Source organism: Mesorhizobium japonicum MAFF 303099 (genome assembly GCF_000009625.1).
Classification (GTDB): Bacteria; Pseudomonadota; Alphaproteobacteria; order Rhizobiales; family Rhizobiaceae; genus Mesorhizobium; species Mesorhizobium japonicum.
Window position 1 is genome coordinate 6,684,939 of the sequence record NC_002678.2, and the last position, 16,001, is coordinate 6,700,939.

Below are 16,001 nucleotides of genomic sequence, written 5' to 3' on the forward strand. Positions count from 1 at the left end.
GGAGTGGCAAAGCGGTGACGAATACGAATCAAGTCGATAGCGGCGATCTGATCCGCCGTGCGGTGGCCGCTTTCAATTCCGGCAATCACGGCCTGGCAATGCAGCTGTGCGAGTTAGGCCTGAAGCAACACCCCGACGATCCGGCGCTTTGCCATCTGCTGGCGGCCGTCCTGTTCGCCAGGGCGGATTTGTCGGGGGCTCGCACGCACATCGAGACGAGTCTGGCTGCTCGTGCGGATAATGTCCCCGCCTTGATTCTCGCATGCAAGATTGCCCGGGCCGACGGCCGGTTCGAAGCAGCGTTGCAACAGCTGGATCGCGCGGCAAAGCTGTCATCACAGGCGGAAATACCGATCGAGCGGGCACGTACCTTTGATCAGGCAGGCAATGCTTTGGCCGCGCGTGAATGGTGGACACTTGTCTTGCAACGGGATCCGAAATCCGAGGAGGCCGCGGCGCGCCTCGGACGCCTTGCCTGGCAACGCGGTGCCTCTGTTGAGGCAGAAGGCTTCCTCGAACGCGCCGTCGCCAGCGGCGGGCATCCTTCTGCCTGGTTTGATCTTGGGTTGGTGCGTCAGGACATGCGCAAGTTCGGCGCCGCCGCCCAGGCCTATCGACGCGTGCTGGAGATGAGCCCGGATGCCCCGGAGGCTGCCGTCAATCTGGGCGTTGTCTTGCAGGAAACTGGTGATCTCGATGGGGCGATGCTGGCGTATTCAACGGCCTATCGTCTGCGCCCATCCACGTTCGGCGTCATCGCCATGGCGCTTACATCGGCACCGAGTGGTCGGCTGTGGCTTGATGAGGAAGCACTGCGTCGCTCACTCGCCAGTGGAGCGCCCCCGCCGGGCGCGAAACCGCTTGCGGTAGACACCGGGCGTTGACAGGACATCGGCGACCGTGCGCGCATAAGACGCCTGCCGTTCTTCGTCGAACACCTCGTATTCCAGCTGCGGCGCTGCTCGCGGAACCGCAAAGCACTGTGCGACCGGGGTTCCTTTCGCGAGCACGCCGGAGAACCCAGCTTCCGTCCAGACCGCCGGGAAATTGATGCCGCCATCGCTGAACCGGTCGGAATCCACCAGGCCGGTCACCAGCCTGAAAGGAAGATCCTCGCGATTGACCGGATGCGTCGCGAACAGCGACCAGCCGTCCTCGACCTCGATGGTCCAGAAGCTGTTGAATTTGAGGGCGGCTTGGCCGGTCGTTGCAAACGGGCTGCCGGCGAGCTGCCCCGGCGTGTGGAAGCTCAACGGCGCTCTGGGGTGGTTCTGCGTAACCGGTTCTGGAATTTGCCAGTCCCACGAAAAGGTGCCCTTGTCGACGACGACGTCGCACGGCAGCAGGACCATGAAGCCATAGGTCATCGCATCGACAACGGGTGGGCATTGCTTGAGCGTGCGAATGTCGCGGCCGTGGATCGCCGAATAGGCGGTGGCGGGCATGGCGCGCAACCATTCCGGCAGAGCGCCGCGCGCAGGGATCGGGCGCGGCAAGTGCTCGATCAACATTGGATCACATCGAAAGATGATACGCATCACCGCCTCCTGGCATTGCGATACCATGCTTGCCGGCCGCGTTCCAAGCCACGGTTGGTCAGCCCTTGTTCTGCGATCTCGCCCGGACAAGCGTCGCCGCTGCTCGTCCTGCCGCCTCGATGTAATCGGGATTGCGGTGGACCAGCATGATCGAAAACGAGCCATCGATCAAAAGCACGATCTCGCGCGCCACCGCCTGCGGTTCCTCGACGCCGTGATCGGACAACGCCCCGGCCAGCCATGCCTCGAAATTCGACTTGTGGCGCGATCCCACCTTCACCGCCGGATGGCCGGGCATCGAGGCAAGTTCCGCGGCCGTGCGCAAGAAGCCGCATCCCTTCCATTTCGGATGGCGCGCAACCCGCGCCAGATTGCTGAAGATCGCCTCGACCTTGCGGTCAGCGCCGCCTTCCGCGGCATCGAACCAGCCGGCCATCTGCCGCAGATTGGGCTGGTCGCGCCCGTCGAGATAGGCGGCGATCAAATCGTCCTTGCTCTTGAAATGGTAGTAGAGCGTCCGCTTGGTGAGGCCCGCCTTTTCGGCGACGGCGTCGACGCTGACGCGACCGATTCCTTCGGCATAGAACAGTTTTGTGGCGGCATCGACGATGCGTTTGCGGGTCGGGATGACAGCTTCAGGCATCGGGCATGTATACCGACTAGTGAATATACACGCAATCGAAAGCATGATCCCTTTCCGTCGTATCTGGAAAGGAAGAACAATGACCGATCTTGTCCTGAACGAGACCCGTGACGGGGTGAGTGTCCTCACCCTCAACCGCCCGGAAAAGCTCAACGCGCTGAACTACGCCCTGATCGATCGCCTGCTCGCGGTTCTCGACGACATAGAAGTCGATGGCAGCGTCCGGGCTGTCATCCTCACCGGAGCAGGGGAGCGGGCGTTTTCGGCGGGTGGCGATATCCATGAATTCTCGGCTAGCGTGGCCCACGGTACGGATGTGGCGCTGCGCGACTTCGTCATGCGCGGCCAACGGCTGACGGCAAGGCTCGAAGCCTTCCGCAAGCCCATCATCGCCGCCGTCAACGGAATTGCCTTCGGCGGCGGCTGCGAGATCACAGAGGCCGTGCCGCTGGCCGTCGCCAGCGACCGTGCCCTGTTCGCCAAGCCGGAGATCAACCTCGCAATGCCGCCGACCTTCGGCGGCACGCAGCGCCTGCCGCGGCTCGCCGGGCGCAAACGCGCGCTGGAACTGCTTTTGACGGGCGCAACCTTTTCGGCTGAACGAGCGGCTGAACTCGGCCTCGTCAACAAGATTGTGCCGCATGCCGAGCTGATGCCGGCTGCACACGATCTTGCCCGCCGCATCGTCACGCATTCGCCGGCAGCGCTCGCTGGCATTCTCACCGCGGTGGCGCGCGGCATCAACCTCGGCATCGCCGAAGGGCTGTTGGTCGAGGCTGAGCAGTTCGCCCGCATGGCCCCGACCGCCGATCTCAGGGAAGGGCTTGGCGCCTGGATCGAGCGGCGCAGGCCCAGCTATGACGGCTCCTGGACGCACATCGCGAGGCCGGACGAGACAAGGCGCGCCTCGCTGCGGCTCGATCAGCCTGTGGGGCAGGCCAAAGCGTCGAGATGAGGCGTCACGTCGGGCGCAGCGTGCTGCCTGGCGGCCGTCACTTCGCCCTGACCTGGCCAGGTCGACAATGCCGAAGATGATAACCATCGGCAGCAGCCTCAACCTGCTGCCGCGAAAAGGCTGCGGCTTGCCAACATCCCGAGCTGCGGCATCGGCCTGCCCTTGGAGTCGGTTGAGGGCGATATGAATGGCCTGCGCCTGGGCACGCCCGTTCCACAAGCCTTATGGCGAAACGTCGAGATGACCCCTCATGTTGGGGTGGAAGCGGCAGAAATAGTCGACGGCTCCCGCCGCCTTCAATGTCAGGCTCGCCGATTTCTTCGGCGGGATCATCACGTCCCAGCCGCCCTTCACGGTGGCCGTATGGGCGACCACGTCGTTGTTCACCCACTCGATCGTGTCGCCGACCTTCGCCTCGACGGTTGCCGGTGAAAAGACGAGCTTGTCGATGGTGACCTCTATGGTTGCGGCCGCCGCCGGCGCCGCCATAAGCGCCAGCGCGGCCAGCCATGACAGACGGATCAAGGCGCCCGCTTTCATTTCAGCATGCCGGCGACATGTTCGGCGTGCTGCTCATGCCCCTGGAAGATCTTGAGGCCGGTCTCGAGCAAGCTCTTCAGCTCGGCATTGCTGGCCGAAGGGATGAGCAGCGTTTCGAGCGCGCCGTTGACCTGCTTGTGATAGGCGACCTCATTCTCGATATAGGCCTTGTCGAAGGCCGCGCCCTTCAGCTTGGCGAGCTTGGCGCGTTCTTCTTCCGCCGCCTTGCTCAGCGCCTGGCTGGTGGCGTTGTCCTCGGGCTTCACCTTGAGCTTCTTGACCAGGTCGAGCGCCTGCTTGTTCACCGCCTCATGGTCGCGCTCCATGTCCTTCGCGAAGGCGACGACCTCCTTGTTCTTCGATGTCTTGATCGCCTGCTTGGCCGCCTCGATGTCGAGGACACCGGCTGTGTAGGCGATATGGGCGATCTGCGGGTCGGTCGGCTTGTCCGCGGCCTGCGCGAACGGAGCAGCGCTGACGAAAAGCACGGCTGCAAGGGCGGCGGTATATCGGGTGAGCATGGCATCCTCCTTCGCCCGGCCGCGAGGAAGCGCCGGGCCTACATTTCCAGTTGACGCCGATTGGATGCGCGGCCGGGAGAAACGTTCCCGGAAAATCGCGACGGGATCATTCCAAGCCCAGTCGTCCCATCACGGCCCTGGTCAACCGCCCGCAGCGGCGGCCGGCGAAGGGGAAGGCGTCGAGCAGGACCGGGCCGATCTCGTCGTCCAGCGCCTTGCGCAGCAAGGCACGCGCCCGGTGCAGCCTCGTCTTGACGGTCTCCGGCCGTACGCCGAGCAGATCGGCGGTTTCCTCCATGCTCAGGCCTTCGATGACGCGGGCCACGAAGACCATGCGGTAGATGTCGGGCAGGCTGTCGGTCGCTCGTTCGACGAGTGCGAGAATCTGCCGCTGCGCCATCGTCCGCTCCGGGTCGTCGCTGGGGTTGAGGGGAAAGCGGATGACCTGCGCTTCCGGGCTTTCGGGCATCGCCACGGTGCGGCGCCTCTTGCGCAGGCGGCCGAGCGCTTCGTTGATGACGATGCGTGACAGCCAGGTGGCGAGCGAGGCATCGCCGCGAAATGCCGCCAGATTGGCGAAAGCGCGGACATAGGCCTCCTGGACGACGTCCTCGGCTTCGGCGTCGTTGCGCAGTATGCCGCGCGCGAGGCGGTAGAGCCGCTGGTTGTGTGTCTTGATGATCGTGCGGAAGGCGCCCGCGTCGCGTGCGAGCGCCCGGCGGACCAGCCGCATGTCGTAATCCGCAGGATCCGCCGGCGAAACCTTGGTCGCTTGCATTGCAGGCTTCCTCATGGCGTCCCGATCTCCCAGACAAAGTGTTTCATCCGCCAATTGGATGTTCGTGCCGACAAAAGGTTCCCGGTCCGTCCGGCTTGGCCGGCATGATACATTTTCAGCAGTGGCTTGCCCGCAATTACCGAAATCCTTGCGGGTGCTTGGAGGGGGATGGGTTGTTGTCCTGCCTTGCCGTCAGAACGCCAGGTTGCTCCCGCCTAGCTCCTATCGGGGGCCGCGGGCACTTCCGATCTGCCGACAAGCGCGTCGGCCGATTTCGCATTAGACGAAGCGAAGGTCGAAGCGGCAAACATGCATAGCGCAAGAAATGTTCTCATGATGACCAGCCGGAGTGTCCTTGTGAATGCACCCATCCCTAATGATGAGTGTTGTTGTCCGGTTCGGACCGCGATGTGGAGATGCAACCTCCTGGCCGTAAGAGGCAAGTCGAGACAAATTTGACCGCTCGAAGCAAGTTCAGCCGATCATTGCCGCTGACGAACTATTTCTTTGATGCCAGAGCTTTAAAGGAGCGTCAATCGCGGCATCGCGGCAAGATACAGGGCGCTTCGGTTCATGGCGGCTTCGGTCCAGTGCAATCCGATCAAGGGATTCTCTAATCGATTTTTAGAAAATTGCCGCTCATCAAGTTAAATATTGTTTTGCACAAGGTCGATCTAGTGACATGCTTGGGTGAGACTGAGGACAGGTGCTGCCGCGCCATCGAGTGCGCGCCAAAGTTGGGGTTAAGGCGCGCGTCATAGACGGAGGCCTTCATGATCTGGAAAATGCGCTTGCTGGCCAACTTTAGCATCGCCACCGTCCTCTCCGCAGGCGTGGTGCTGACCCCCGCCGACGCTTGCACACGGGCCGTCTATCTCGGCGCCAAGGGTGAGGTGATCACGGCGCGGTCGATGGACTGGAAAGTCGATACCGGAACCAATCTCTGGGTGTTTCCACGTGGGATGAAACGGTCCGGCGAAGCCGGCCTGAACTCGATCCGGTGGACCTCGAAATACGGCAGCGTCATCGCATCCGGATATGACATCTCGACCACGGATGGGATGAACGAGGCCGGGCTCGTGGCCAATGTCTTGTGGTTGGTCGAATCGTCCTATCCGAAATACGACGGCAAGACTCCGGGCCTCTCGCTCGCGGCATGGGCGCAGTTCGTCCTCGACAACTACGCCACCGTCAAGGAAGCGGTCGACGCGCTGGCAAAACAGCCTTTCACGGTCGTAACCGCCAACGTGCCCGGGGAAGACCGCCTCGCGACATTGCATCTCTCGCTCTCCGATGCCAGCGGCGACAGTGCGATCATCGAGTACATAGATGGTAAGCAGGTCATTCATCACAGCCGCGACTATCAGGTGATGACCAATTCCCCGATTTTCGAGAAGCAACTTGCGCTCAACGAGTACTGGAAGCAGATCGGCGGCACCATCATGTTGCCCGGCACCAATCGCGCATCCGACCGCTTTGCCCGGGCTTCTTTCTACATCAACGCCATCCCGAAGAGCGAGAAGCCCGACGAGGCTGTCGCAAGCGTCTTCAGCGTGATCCGCAATACGTCGGTGCCATACGGCATCGCCACGCCGGATCAGCCCAACATCTCATCGACGCGCTGGCGCACCGTCTCGGATCACAAGCGCAAGCTCTATTTCTTTGAATCCGCGCTGACGCCCAACACTTTCTGGATGGATCTCAACAAGTTCGATTTTTCGGAAAAGACCGGGAAGGTGTTGATGCTCGATCTCGGCCCGGAACAGACCCACACCTATTCGGGCCTGGCGAACGACAAGTTCAAGGAAACCAAGCCCTTCAAGTTCCTGGGGCTCTGAAGTCCGGGCCGTTCAGGATGGCCAGGTAACTGGCTGAGGTGGTGCCTCGCGAAGCCGATTCGCCGTAGTGGTGGCTGGCCTATTCCGCGGCTTTGGCGAAAGTCGTATCCGTCGCCTGGACGCGCGCGGCCGCCGCCAGCAGGTCGGTCTGGGTGATCAGGCCGAGAATGTGCCGTTCGCCATCGACGATGACCACGGCGTGGCTGCGGCCGTCGGTCAGTACCGGAAGCAGGCTCATCGCCGGGGTCTCGGGCGAAGCGGTGCCGGCCTTCGACATCACGCCCTTCACCGTATCGGGCGCCTTCGTCAGCTCGCGCAGGCCGACGGCGCCAACCAGCCTTGCTTCGGCGTCGACCACCGGCAAGGTGCGGATGTTGTGATCGAGCAGTTGCTGGCGCGCCTCGTCGGCGGTGGCCTGCTCGCGCACCGAAACCACGTCGCGGGACATGATGTCCCGGCAAAGCAGCGTCCGCTGCGAGCGCACCATGGCCTGCAGCTCGACTTGCCTCAGCAGCCGTTCGAGGTCGTTGCGGTCGATGTCGAAGGTTTCGTCGAGCGTGGTCAGCGCCGCGTCGATATCCTCGGGCCGGAAGCCGACGCGCTGCTGCGACGGCGGATCGGCGGTCCCATGGCTGTTGGCTGGGGGTGCGGCGACATGCGGATAGTTGCGCCGCGCCAGCCTGTGGAAAAGGAAGCCGAGCGTGACCAGGATGATCGAATTCAGGGCCACCGGCACGAACGGAAACAGGAAGCCGGCGCTGACCACGGCCGGTCCGCCGAGCACCGCCGTCAGCGCTGCCGCGCCGCCCGGCGGATGCAGGCAGCGCGTGAACGACATGGCCGCGATGGCGAGCGCCACAGCGAGGCCCGAGGCCATGACCGGATCATGGACGAAATGCCCCACCGTCACGCCCACCAGCGCCGATATGGAGTTGCCGCCGATGATCGACCAGGGCTGCGCCAACGGGCTCGCGGGCACAGCGAACAGAAGTACGGCCGAGGCGCCCATCGGCGCTACCAGCAGGGCCACATGCGGACCGCCGCCCATCGCCAGCCCGCTGATCACGCCGGTCAGCGCGATGCCGATCGTGGCGCCGATGCAGGCAAACAGCCGTTCTCGCAGCGTCGCACCGGCGAGGATGGGGACAAAAAGACGAAAGGCCATGGCAAGCTTTGTGACAAATGGATTGGTTGGGATCCGGTACAGCGGGCAATGCAGCCGAACCCGTGGATTTGAAAGTCAAACAAATCCGCAAAGTCGCGGCCTGGCAGAATAATATTGCGCGACGCCCAGCAATGGGATGCCGCGAGCGGCTCGCGCTTTGTCATCAGCGCCAAGGCCTGGCGGACGTTTGCCGATTCTGCCCGGCAGTCAGTTCGTGCGCACTGGTTAGGCCGTCGCCGCCGCCAGACCACCCAAAATGTCGGCTTTCAGGTCGTCGACATCCTCGAGGCCGATCTGCAGGCGGATCAACGGGCCTTCATAGGGGCCTTTTGCAACGACGCGGTCGCCGAGCCAGACCGGCACCGCAAGGCTCTCATAGCCGCCCCAGGAATAGCCGAGGCCGAATATCCTGAGCGCGTCGAGGAAAGCGTGCTGCTCTTTCTGGCCGCCGCCGGCAAGCACGATGGAAAAGATGCCGCTCGAACCGCAAAAGTCGCGCTTCCACAGATCGTGGTCAGGGTGGCTGGGAAGGGCAGGGTGGAGCACCCGCGCCACGCCCTTCTGGCCTTCGAGCCACGACGCGATGGCCAGCGCGCTACGCTGGTGATGCTCCAGGCGCACGCCCATGGTGCGCAGGCCGCGCAGCACCTGGTAGACATCGTCGGGACCCGCGCAGCAGCCGAGCGTGCAGAAGCTCTCATAGAGCTGCTCCCAGTGGCTCTCATTGGCCGAGACCGTGCCAAGCAGCACGTCGGAATGGCCTGCCGGGTATTTCGTCGCCGCGTGGATGGAGATGTCGACGCCGTGGTCGAGCGGCCGGAAATAGAGCGGCGTCGCCCAGGTGTTGTCCATCATCACGATAGCGCCGGCCGTATGCGCCACCTTGGCGATCGCCGGGATGTCTTGCACCTCGAACGTATTGGAGGCCGGCGATTCCGTGAACACGACCTTGGTGTTGGGCTTGATCAAGGCGGCGATGCCAGCGCCGATATGCGGATCATAGTACTCAACCTCGACGCCGAGCCGCTTCAGGATCGTGTCGGCGAAATTACGGGTCGGATGGTAGACACTGTCGACGATCAGCAGGTGATCGCCGGCCGATACGAAGGCGAGCAGCGGAATGGTCACCGCCGCAAGACCCGACGGCACCGCGATCGTGCCGGCGGATCCCTCCAGCGCGTCGATGGCCTGGGCAAGGGCGTCCGTGGTCGGCGTGCCGCGCGTGCCGTAGGTGTATTTCTGGCTGCGGCCCGCCATTGCGGCGGCATTGCGGTACAGCACGGTCGAGGCGTGCACGACAGGTGGATTGACGAAGCCGAAATAGTCGTGCGGGTTGTTGCCCGAATGGGCCAACCGCGTGTTGATACCCATTTTGCCGGAACCCTTCTCGTTGCCGTCCTTAGCCATTCTTCGTCTTTGCCTTGTTTGAGAAGGCGCTAGCCATAGTGCGGCGTCATGGACCGCGCAACAGCCCACCATCCGCCAGGGATAGACTTCGAATATGCCAATTCTCCGGCTGAACAGCATAGCGGCAGGGTCCTGAATCGGGCCGACCAAGGTGTGCGGCGGTGATTGTCGGCGAAGCCGATCGTCCCCCGGCCAACCTATTGTAGGCGGCTGGGAAAGATATATAATCAACTTCTAAAATATTAATCGCCGGATTGCCTCGATCAGATGCTGCCGGACGGTTTTTGACCGGTTACCTCCTGATCCCCCCGGTCCGGGTATCGCGCTCACAGAGCGCGGCAAGGGGAGGAACGCCATGGCCAACGTCAAATGGACAATGAAGGCGCGCGAATTCGTCAACTGCAATTGCGCCTACGGCTGCCCATGCCAGTTCAACGCCATGCCCACACACGGCTTCTGTCAGGCGGTTACCGGCATCGAAATCGAGAGCGGCCATCACGGCGCCACCAAACTCGATGGATTGCGGCTCGTCGGGATTTTCCGCTGGCCCGGCGCCATCCATCAGGGCGGCGGCGAAGCAGCGGTGGTTGTCGACGAGAGGGCGAGCGAGGCCCAGCGTGAAGCGCTGCTTCGCATCCTGGGCGGACAGGACACCAAGCCAGGCGCGACAATATTCGAGGTCTTCTCGACCACGCTGGAGAAATTCCATGACCCGATCTTTGCCCCGATCGAGTTCGAGGTCGACGTCGACGCGCGAACCGGACGGCTGCACGTCGAGGGCGTAGCCGACGGTCATGGCGAGCCGATCAAGAATCCGGTCACCGGCGCGGAGCATCGGGCACGCATCGACCTGCCGCACGGCTTCGAATACGCAATGGCCGAGATCGGGCGCGGCTGGACCAAGGCGACAGGCCCGATCAAGTTCGAGGTGGCCGATACACACAGTCATTTTGCCAATCTGCATCTCACGCAGAGCGGCGTCGTCCATTGAGCTGATCCAATGGGCGACACGGCGCTAGAGGCGGTGCTGCGGCGCGACCGCGCGGTCGTGATGGCCGCGCTCGTCGTGATTGCGGTGCTCGCCTGGGCCTATACGCTGTGGCTCGCCATCGACATGGCCATGCCCGCGTCCCCGATGCCGGCTGGAGCGAGCGGCGATATCGCCGCAATGGACATGTCGAACATGGACATGGGTGGCATGGATATGGCTGGCATGGATGTCGGCGCCGCGGTGGCGCCCGGCTTCCGGGCCTGGGCACCCGCCGATTTCGCTTTCATCTTCACCATGTGGGCGGTGATGATGGTCGGCATGATGACGCCTTCGGTCGCGCCGCTGCTGCTGCTCTACGCCGGCATCGGCCGCAGGGCGCAGGCGGATGGCCGCCCCATCGCTTCGACCGGATGGTTTTTTACCGGCTGTCTCACGGTCTGGATCGTCTTCAGTATCGCCGCGACCGGCGCGCAATGGCTGCTCGGGCGCCTGGCCCTGCTCAACCCCTCGATGGCGACCGACAGCACGATCCTCGGTGGCCTCGTCCTGATCGCCGCCGGCCTCTATCAATGGACGCCGGTCAAGGGCGTCTGCTTGCGCCAATGTCAGGGGCCGATCGGGTTCTTGATGAGCCATGGCGGGTTCCGTTCCGCGCCGCTCGGCGCGATTCGGCTAGGCGTCGATCACGGCCTCTATTGTCTGGGCTGCTGCTGGGCGCTGATGGCTTTGCTGTTCGTCGGCGGCGTCATGAACATCCTGTGGATCGCCGGTATCGCCATCCTCGTTCTCCTGGAAAAGACGGCCACGAGCGGGCCGTTGATCTCGCGCATTTCCGGCGCGCTGATGGTGGCGGCCGGCGCGTGGTTGATGTCTCGTGCGCTTTGACAGGGCAGGTCCGATGACAGTCTTCAGACGTGTCAATTCATCCGGTATCCAGATCAGGGACGCCAAGCTTGTGCCAGGGATGGATTTCGTCGCCGGCCCGCATTTGCCTCGAATGCGCTTTGCCGACTTTATTCGCGCCGTGACTAAATTGCAGGCGCGTTTGTCTGCAATTCGGGCATTTCAGGCAATCGATTTTCAAAGACGTTCGGATTCGGTCATTTCCCTTGACCTCACAGGAATTATCGCCTTCGATGCTGTTCGTGAATGGGAGGCGGCGCGTCGGTTACGATGCGGGATTCCGGGAATGGGCTGGAATGGGAGCTGCGTTCACACGGGAAAAAGATCAGGTTTTGCCTGAAGAACAGAAAAGGGTCTGTGGGTCATGAAACATATTGCTATCGGCATCCTTGGCGCCGCTACGCTCGGGTTTATGGCGTCGGCCGCGTCGGCGACGACGCTCGACACCGTCAAGGCGAAGGGCTTCATCCAGTGCGGTGTCTCGACGGGTCTGGCCGGCTTCTCGGCGCCGGACGACAAGGGCGACTGGCAGGGCATCGACGCGGATTTCTGCCGCGCTGTCGCGGCCGCCGTCTTCGGTGACGGCACCAAGGTCAAGTTCACGCCGCTCAGCGCCAAGGAGCGTTTCACCGCGCTGCAGTCCGGCGAGGTCGACATCCTGTCGCGCAACACCACCTGGACGATCAATCGCGACACGGCACTTGGCCTGAATTTCGTCGGCACGACCTACTATGACGGCCAGGGCTTCATGATCAACGCTAAGAAGCTGCCGGGCGTCAATTCGGCGCTCCAGCTCTCGGGCGCGGCCGTCTGCGTGCAGAGCGGCACCACCACCGAGCTCAACCTCGCCGACTACTTCAAGGCGAACAAGATGGAGTACAATCCGGTCGTCTTCGAGAAGCTCGAAGAGGTCAACGCCGCCTATGACGCCGGCCGCTGCGACGTTTACACCACCGACCAGTCGGGCCTCTACGGCATCCGCCTGACGCTGGGCTCGCCGGCCGATCACGTCGTGCTGCCGGAAATCATCTCCAAGGAGCCGCTCGGACCGGCGGTGCGCCAGGGCGACGACCAGTGGTACCACATCGTCAAGTGGACCTATTTCGCGCTGCTTGACGCCGAGGAACTCGGCATCACCAAGGCCAATGTCGATGAGATGAAGAACTCGGCCAGCCCGGAGATCAAGCGCGTTCTCGGCCAGGAAGCCGACACCAAGATCGGCGCCGATCTCGGCGTCTCCAATGACTGGGTCGTCAATATCGTCAAGGCCGTCGGCAACTACGGTGAAATGTTCGATCGCAACGTCGGCTCGGGCAGCCCGCTCAAGATCGCGCGCGGCATCAACGCGCTGTGGACCAAGGGCGGCCTGCAATACGCTCCGCCGATCCGCTGACCGAAATGTGATCCGGAAGGCAGATATCTGCCTTCCGGTTTCTCTTTTCAGGGGACGGGCACATGGCATCGCAGGAAGTTCTTCGCGAGGAGTCCGGCAGGGCTTCCTTCATCAATGACCCGAAGATACGCAGTCTCTTCTTCCAGACGCTGGTCGTCATCGTCCTGTTCGGCTCCGTCTGGTGGATCGTGCAGAACGTCATCGACAATCTGCAGCGCCTGCACATCGCCTCTGGCTTCGGTTTCCTGAGGGGCAGAGCCGGGTTCGACATTTCCGATACGCCGATCGCCTACACGTCGGACTCGACCTATGGCCGCGCCATCGTCGTCGGCCTGATCAATACCGTCATCGTCGCCGTGGCCGGCATCATCACCGCCACAATCATCGGCTTCGTCATCGGCATCGGCCGCCTGTCGCAGAACTGGCTGATCCAGAAGATCTGCACGGTCTATGTCGAGGTCTTCCGCAACATCCCGCCGCTGCTGGTCATCTTCTTCTGGTATTCTGGCGTGCTTGCCGTGCTGCCGGCGCCGCGTGACAGCTATCATCTGCCGTTCGGCTCCTTCCTCAACCAGCGCGGCTTCTACTTTCCCCGCCCGGTCTGGGGCGAGGGTTCCTGGCTTATCGTCGTAGCCCTGCTTGTCGGCATTGCCATGGCCTGGTTCGTCGCCCGCACAGCGCGTCAGCGGCAGATGGCGACAGGCCAGCAATTTCCGGTGCTCTGGACCTCGGTGGCGCTGATCGTCGGCCTGCCATTGCTCGCTTACGTGCTGAGCGGCTTTCCGCTGAGCTTTGATCTGCCGAAACAATCGACCTTCAACCTGACCGGCGGCTTTCAGGTCAAGCCGGAGTTCCTGTCGCTCTATCTGGCGCTGTCCTGCTACACGGCGGCCTTCATCGCCGAAATCGTGCGCGCCGGCATCAGGGGCGTCAGCAAGGGCCAGACCGAGGCGGCGGCCGCACTTGGGCTGCGGTCCGGGTCGATCTTGCGGCTGGTTGTCGTGCCGCAGGCCATGCGCATCGTCATCCCGCCGCTGACCAGCCAGTATCTCAACCTGACCAAGAACTCCTCGCTGGCGATCGCGATCGGCTACCCGGACCTGACGGCGACCGCCGGCACGGTGCTGAACCAGACCGGACAGGCGGTCGAAGGCGTGCTGATCATGATGATCGCCTATCTCATACTCAGCCTGGTGACCTCCGCCGTCATGAACGTGGTCAACGCCAGAATGGCGCTGGTGGAAAGGTAGAGCCATGCAGGAACACGACATGTCCTGGGTGCGCACCGAAATGGCCCTGGCGCAGTCTGCGCCGACAAGCGTGCGCGGCCCGATGGCCTGGGTGCGCAAGAACCTGGTCGGCACGGTCGGCGACACCATCCTGACGATCCTCGGCATCGTCATCGTCGCCTGGATCCTGCCTCAGGTCATCGGCTGGGCGTTCATCAATGCCGTGTGGACCGGGCCGGATCGCACGGTCTGCGCGACCGTCGCGCAGGGCGGCATCCAGCCGGATGGCTGGACGGGCGCCTGCTGGGCCTTCGTCAATGCCAAGTTCGGCCAGTTCATGTTCGGCACCTATCCGATCGAGGAGCGCTGGCGGCCGATCCTGGTTGCCATCCTGTTCGTGGCGCTGCTGGTGCCGATGCTGATCCCGCGGGTGCCGCGCAAGGGGTTGAACGCCATCCTGCTCTTCCTGGTGCTGCCGATCGTCTCGTTCTTCCTGCTGATCGGCGGCGTGTTCGGCCTGCCGCATGTCGAGACCTCGCGCTGGGGCGGCCTGCTGGTGACGCTCAGCCTGTCCTTCGTCGGCATTGCCGTGTCGCTGCCGCTGGGCACCGTGCTGGCGCTCGGCCGGCGTTCGAAAATGCCAATCGTCAAGACGCTGTGCGTGGTCTTCATCGAGACGGTGCGCGGCATCCCCCTGATCACCGTCCTGTTCTTCGTCAGCGTCATGCTGCCGCTGTTCCTGCCGGCGGGCGTCACTTTCGACAAGTTCCTGCGGGCGCTGATCGGCGTGTCGCTGTTTGCCGCCGCCTATATGGCTGAAGTCGTGCGTGGCGGCCTGCAGGCTATCCCCAAGGGCCAATATGAAGGCGCCGATTCGCTCGGCCTCGGCTATTGGCAGAAAATGGGGCTGATCGTGCTGCCGCAGGCGCTGAGGCTGGTCATTCCCGGCATCGTCAACACCTTCATCGGCATGTTCAAGGACACCAGCCTGGTCCTCATCATCTCGATGTTCGACCTGCTTGGCGTCGTCAAGCAGAACTTCTCGGACGCCAACTGGGCGACGCCGCAGACGGCCAGGTCCGGCCTGGTGTTCGCCGCCTTCGTCTTCTGGCTGTTCTGCTTCGGCATGTCGCGCTATTCAATGTACACTGAACGCCGGCTCGACACCGGCCACAAACGCTAACAAAAGAAATAAGGGGACCCTGTCATGGCCACCGAAAACGCCGTCAGCGCCGAAGAGATCAAGGTCAACGCCGCCAAGATGCACATCTCGACCACCGATGTCGCCATCGACATCATCGCCATGCACAAATGGTACGGCGAGTTCCATGTGCTGAAGGACATCAATCTGAAAGTGATGCGCGGCGAACGCATCGTCATCTGCGGCCCGTCGGGCTCCGGCAAATCGACGATGATCCGCTGCATCAACCGGCTGGAAGAGCACCAGAAGGGCAAGATCATCGTCGACGGCAAAGAGCTCACAAACGATCTGAAGAAGATCGACGAGGTGCGCCGCGAGGTCGGCATGGTGTTCCAGCACTTCAACCTGTTCCCGCATCTGACCATCCTGGAGAACTGCACGCTGGCGCCGATCTGGGTGCGCAAGACACCGAAGAAGCAGGCCGAGGAAATCGCCATGCATTTCCTCAAGCGCGTGAAAATCCCGGAGCAGGCCAACAAATATCCGGGCCAGCTGTCCGGCGGCCAGCAGCAGCGCGTGGCGATCGCCCGCTCGCTGTGCATGAACCCGCGCATCATGCTGTTCGATGAGCCGACCTCGGCGCTCGACCCGGAAATGATCAAGGAAGTGCTGGAGACCATGGTTGGCCTGGCCGAAGAAGGCATGACCATGCTGTGCGTCACACACGAAATGGGCTTTGCCCGCAAAGTCGCCAACCGGGTGATCTTTATGGATCAGGGCCAGATCGTCGAGCAGAACACGCCGGCCGAGTTCTTCGACCACCCGCGTCACGAGCGCACGAAGCTGTTCCTCAGCCAGATCCTGCACTGAGCGGTTCCACACCGAGCGCAAGAGCCCGGCCGCAATGCGGCCGGGCTCTTTGATTATGGATCGGCCGATGCGATTGGCGGCTGGGGCGT

The 16,001-nt window shown here is 62.9% G+C and carries 17 protein-coding genes; 10 read left to right on the forward strand and 7 right to left on the reverse strand.

Annotation, left to right across the window (positions count from 1 at the left end; genetic code table 11):
* Positions 1-14: 14 nt before the first annotated feature.
* The gene (locus MAFF_RS33090) at positions 15-884 is read left to right on the forward strand and encodes a tetratricopeptide repeat protein (protein ID WP_010915384.1); all 870 of its coding nucleotides are present in this window, start codon (positions 15-17) and stop codon (positions 882-884) included.
* On the opposite strand, the gene MAFF_RS33095 is transcribed toward MAFF_RS33090, so the two are convergent.
* Positions 822-1,538, reverse strand: coding sequence for a hypothetical protein (locus MAFF_RS33095; RefSeq protein WP_044551648.1), 717 nt, complete (start codon positions 1,536-1,538; stop codon positions 822-824). The genes MAFF_RS33090 and MAFF_RS33095 overlap by 63 nt on opposite strands.
* Before the next feature lie 58 nt (positions 1,539-1,596).
* Complete coding sequence (locus MAFF_RS33100; protein WP_010915386.1) at positions 1,597-2,181, reverse strand: TetR/AcrR family transcriptional regulator; 585 nt, start codon at positions 2,179-2,181, stop codon at positions 1,597-1,599.
* Between the two features lie 79 nt (positions 2,182-2,260).
* On the opposite strand from MAFF_RS33100, the gene MAFF_RS33105 reads away from it, so the two are divergent.
* On the forward strand, positions 2,261-3,136 hold the full coding sequence (locus tag MAFF_RS33105) for a crotonase/enoyl-CoA hydratase family protein (protein WP_010915387.1): 876 nt from the start codon (positions 2,261-2,263) through the stop codon (positions 3,134-3,136).
* A gap of 222 nt (positions 3,137-3,358) precedes the next feature.
* Here the strand turns inward: MAFF_RS33105 and MAFF_RS33110 are convergent, their stop codons facing one another.
* The 3 genes from MAFF_RS33110 to MAFF_RS33120 all read right to left on the reverse strand — a co-directional run bounded on the left by MAFF_RS33110 (position 3,359) and on the right by MAFF_RS33120 (position 4,975).
* A complete protein-coding gene (locus tag MAFF_RS33110) occupies positions 3,359-3,676 on the reverse strand; it encodes a cupredoxin domain-containing protein (protein WP_010915388.1) in 318 nt (105 codons plus the stop codon).
* Positions 3,673-4,197: a DUF4142 domain-containing protein gene (locus MAFF_RS33115; RefSeq protein ID WP_010915389.1), complete on the reverse strand. Its 525-nt coding sequence runs from the start codon at positions 4,195-4,197 to the stop codon at positions 3,673-3,675. Before MAFF_RS33115 ends, MAFF_RS33110 begins: the two co-directional genes overlap by 4 nt.
* A 106-nt stretch (positions 4,198-4,303) precedes the next feature.
* Entirely contained in the window at positions 4,304-4,975 is a 672-nt protein-coding gene (locus MAFF_RS33120) for an RNA polymerase sigma factor (RefSeq protein ID WP_044550106.1), read from the reverse strand.
* A gap of 785 nt (positions 4,976-5,760) precedes the next feature.
* Between MAFF_RS33120 and MAFF_RS33125 the strand changes: the two genes are divergently transcribed.
* Complete coding sequence (locus MAFF_RS33125) at positions 5,761-6,813, forward strand: linear amide C-N hydrolase (protein WP_010915391.1); 1,053 nt, start codon at positions 5,761-5,763, stop codon at positions 6,811-6,813.
* Positions 6,814-6,892: 79 nt separating this feature from the next.
* Here the strand turns inward: MAFF_RS33125 and MAFF_RS33130 are convergent, their stop codons facing one another.
* Positions 6,893-7,978 (reverse strand): CBS domain-containing protein, encoded by a 1,086-nt coding sequence (locus MAFF_RS33130; protein ID WP_010915392.1) that lies wholly within the window; start codon positions 7,976-7,978, stop codon positions 6,893-6,895.
* Between the two features lie 225 nt (positions 7,979-8,203).
* Positions 8,204-9,385: a cystathionine beta-lyase gene (locus MAFF_RS33135; protein WP_044550107.1), complete on the reverse strand. Its 1,182-nt coding sequence runs from the start codon at positions 9,383-9,385 to the stop codon at positions 8,204-8,206.
* Positions 9,386-9,740: 355 nt separating this feature from the next.
* Between MAFF_RS33135 and MAFF_RS33140 the strand changes: the two genes are divergently transcribed.
* The 7 genes from MAFF_RS33140 to MAFF_RS33165 all read left to right on the forward strand — a co-directional run bounded on the left by MAFF_RS33140 (position 9,741) and on the right by MAFF_RS33165 (position 15,912).
* Positions 9,741-10,376 (forward strand): DUF1326 domain-containing protein, encoded by a 636-nt coding sequence (locus MAFF_RS33140; protein WP_010915394.1) that lies wholly within the window; start codon positions 9,741-9,743, stop codon positions 10,374-10,376.
* A 9-nt stretch (positions 10,377-10,385) separates the two neighbouring features.
* Entirely contained in the window at positions 10,386-11,261 is an 876-nt protein-coding gene (locus MAFF_RS33145) for a DUF2182 domain-containing protein (protein WP_010915395.1), read from the forward strand.
* 13 nt (positions 11,262-11,274) lie between these two features.
* Positions 11,275-11,619: a hypothetical protein gene (locus MAFF_RS39570; protein WP_129468804.1), complete on the forward strand. Its 345-nt coding sequence runs from the start codon at positions 11,275-11,277 to the stop codon at positions 11,617-11,619.
* 24 nt (positions 11,620-11,643) lie between these two features.
* Positions 11,644-12,672 (forward strand): amino acid ABC transporter substrate-binding protein, encoded by a 1,029-nt coding sequence (locus MAFF_RS33150; RefSeq protein ID WP_010915397.1) that lies wholly within the window; start codon positions 11,644-11,646, stop codon positions 12,670-12,672.
* A 62-nt stretch (positions 12,673-12,734) separates the two neighbouring features.
* Positions 12,735-13,922 carry an amino acid ABC transporter permease gene (locus MAFF_RS33155; RefSeq protein WP_010915398.1) on the forward strand — a complete coding sequence of 396 codons (1,188 nt, stop codon included), beginning with the start codon at positions 12,735-12,737 and terminating at the stop codon, positions 13,920-13,922.
* A gap of 4 nt (positions 13,923-13,926) precedes the next feature.
* Positions 13,927-15,084, forward strand: coding sequence for an amino acid ABC transporter permease (locus MAFF_RS33160; RefSeq protein ID WP_010915399.1), 1,158 nt, complete (start codon positions 13,927-13,929; stop codon positions 15,082-15,084).
* A gap of 78 nt (positions 15,085-15,162) precedes the next feature.
* Positions 15,163-15,912: an amino acid ABC transporter ATP-binding protein gene (locus MAFF_RS33165; RefSeq protein ID WP_031240865.1), complete on the forward strand. Its 750-nt coding sequence runs from the start codon at positions 15,163-15,165 to the stop codon at positions 15,910-15,912.
* Positions 15,913-16,001: the final 89 nt, after the last annotated feature.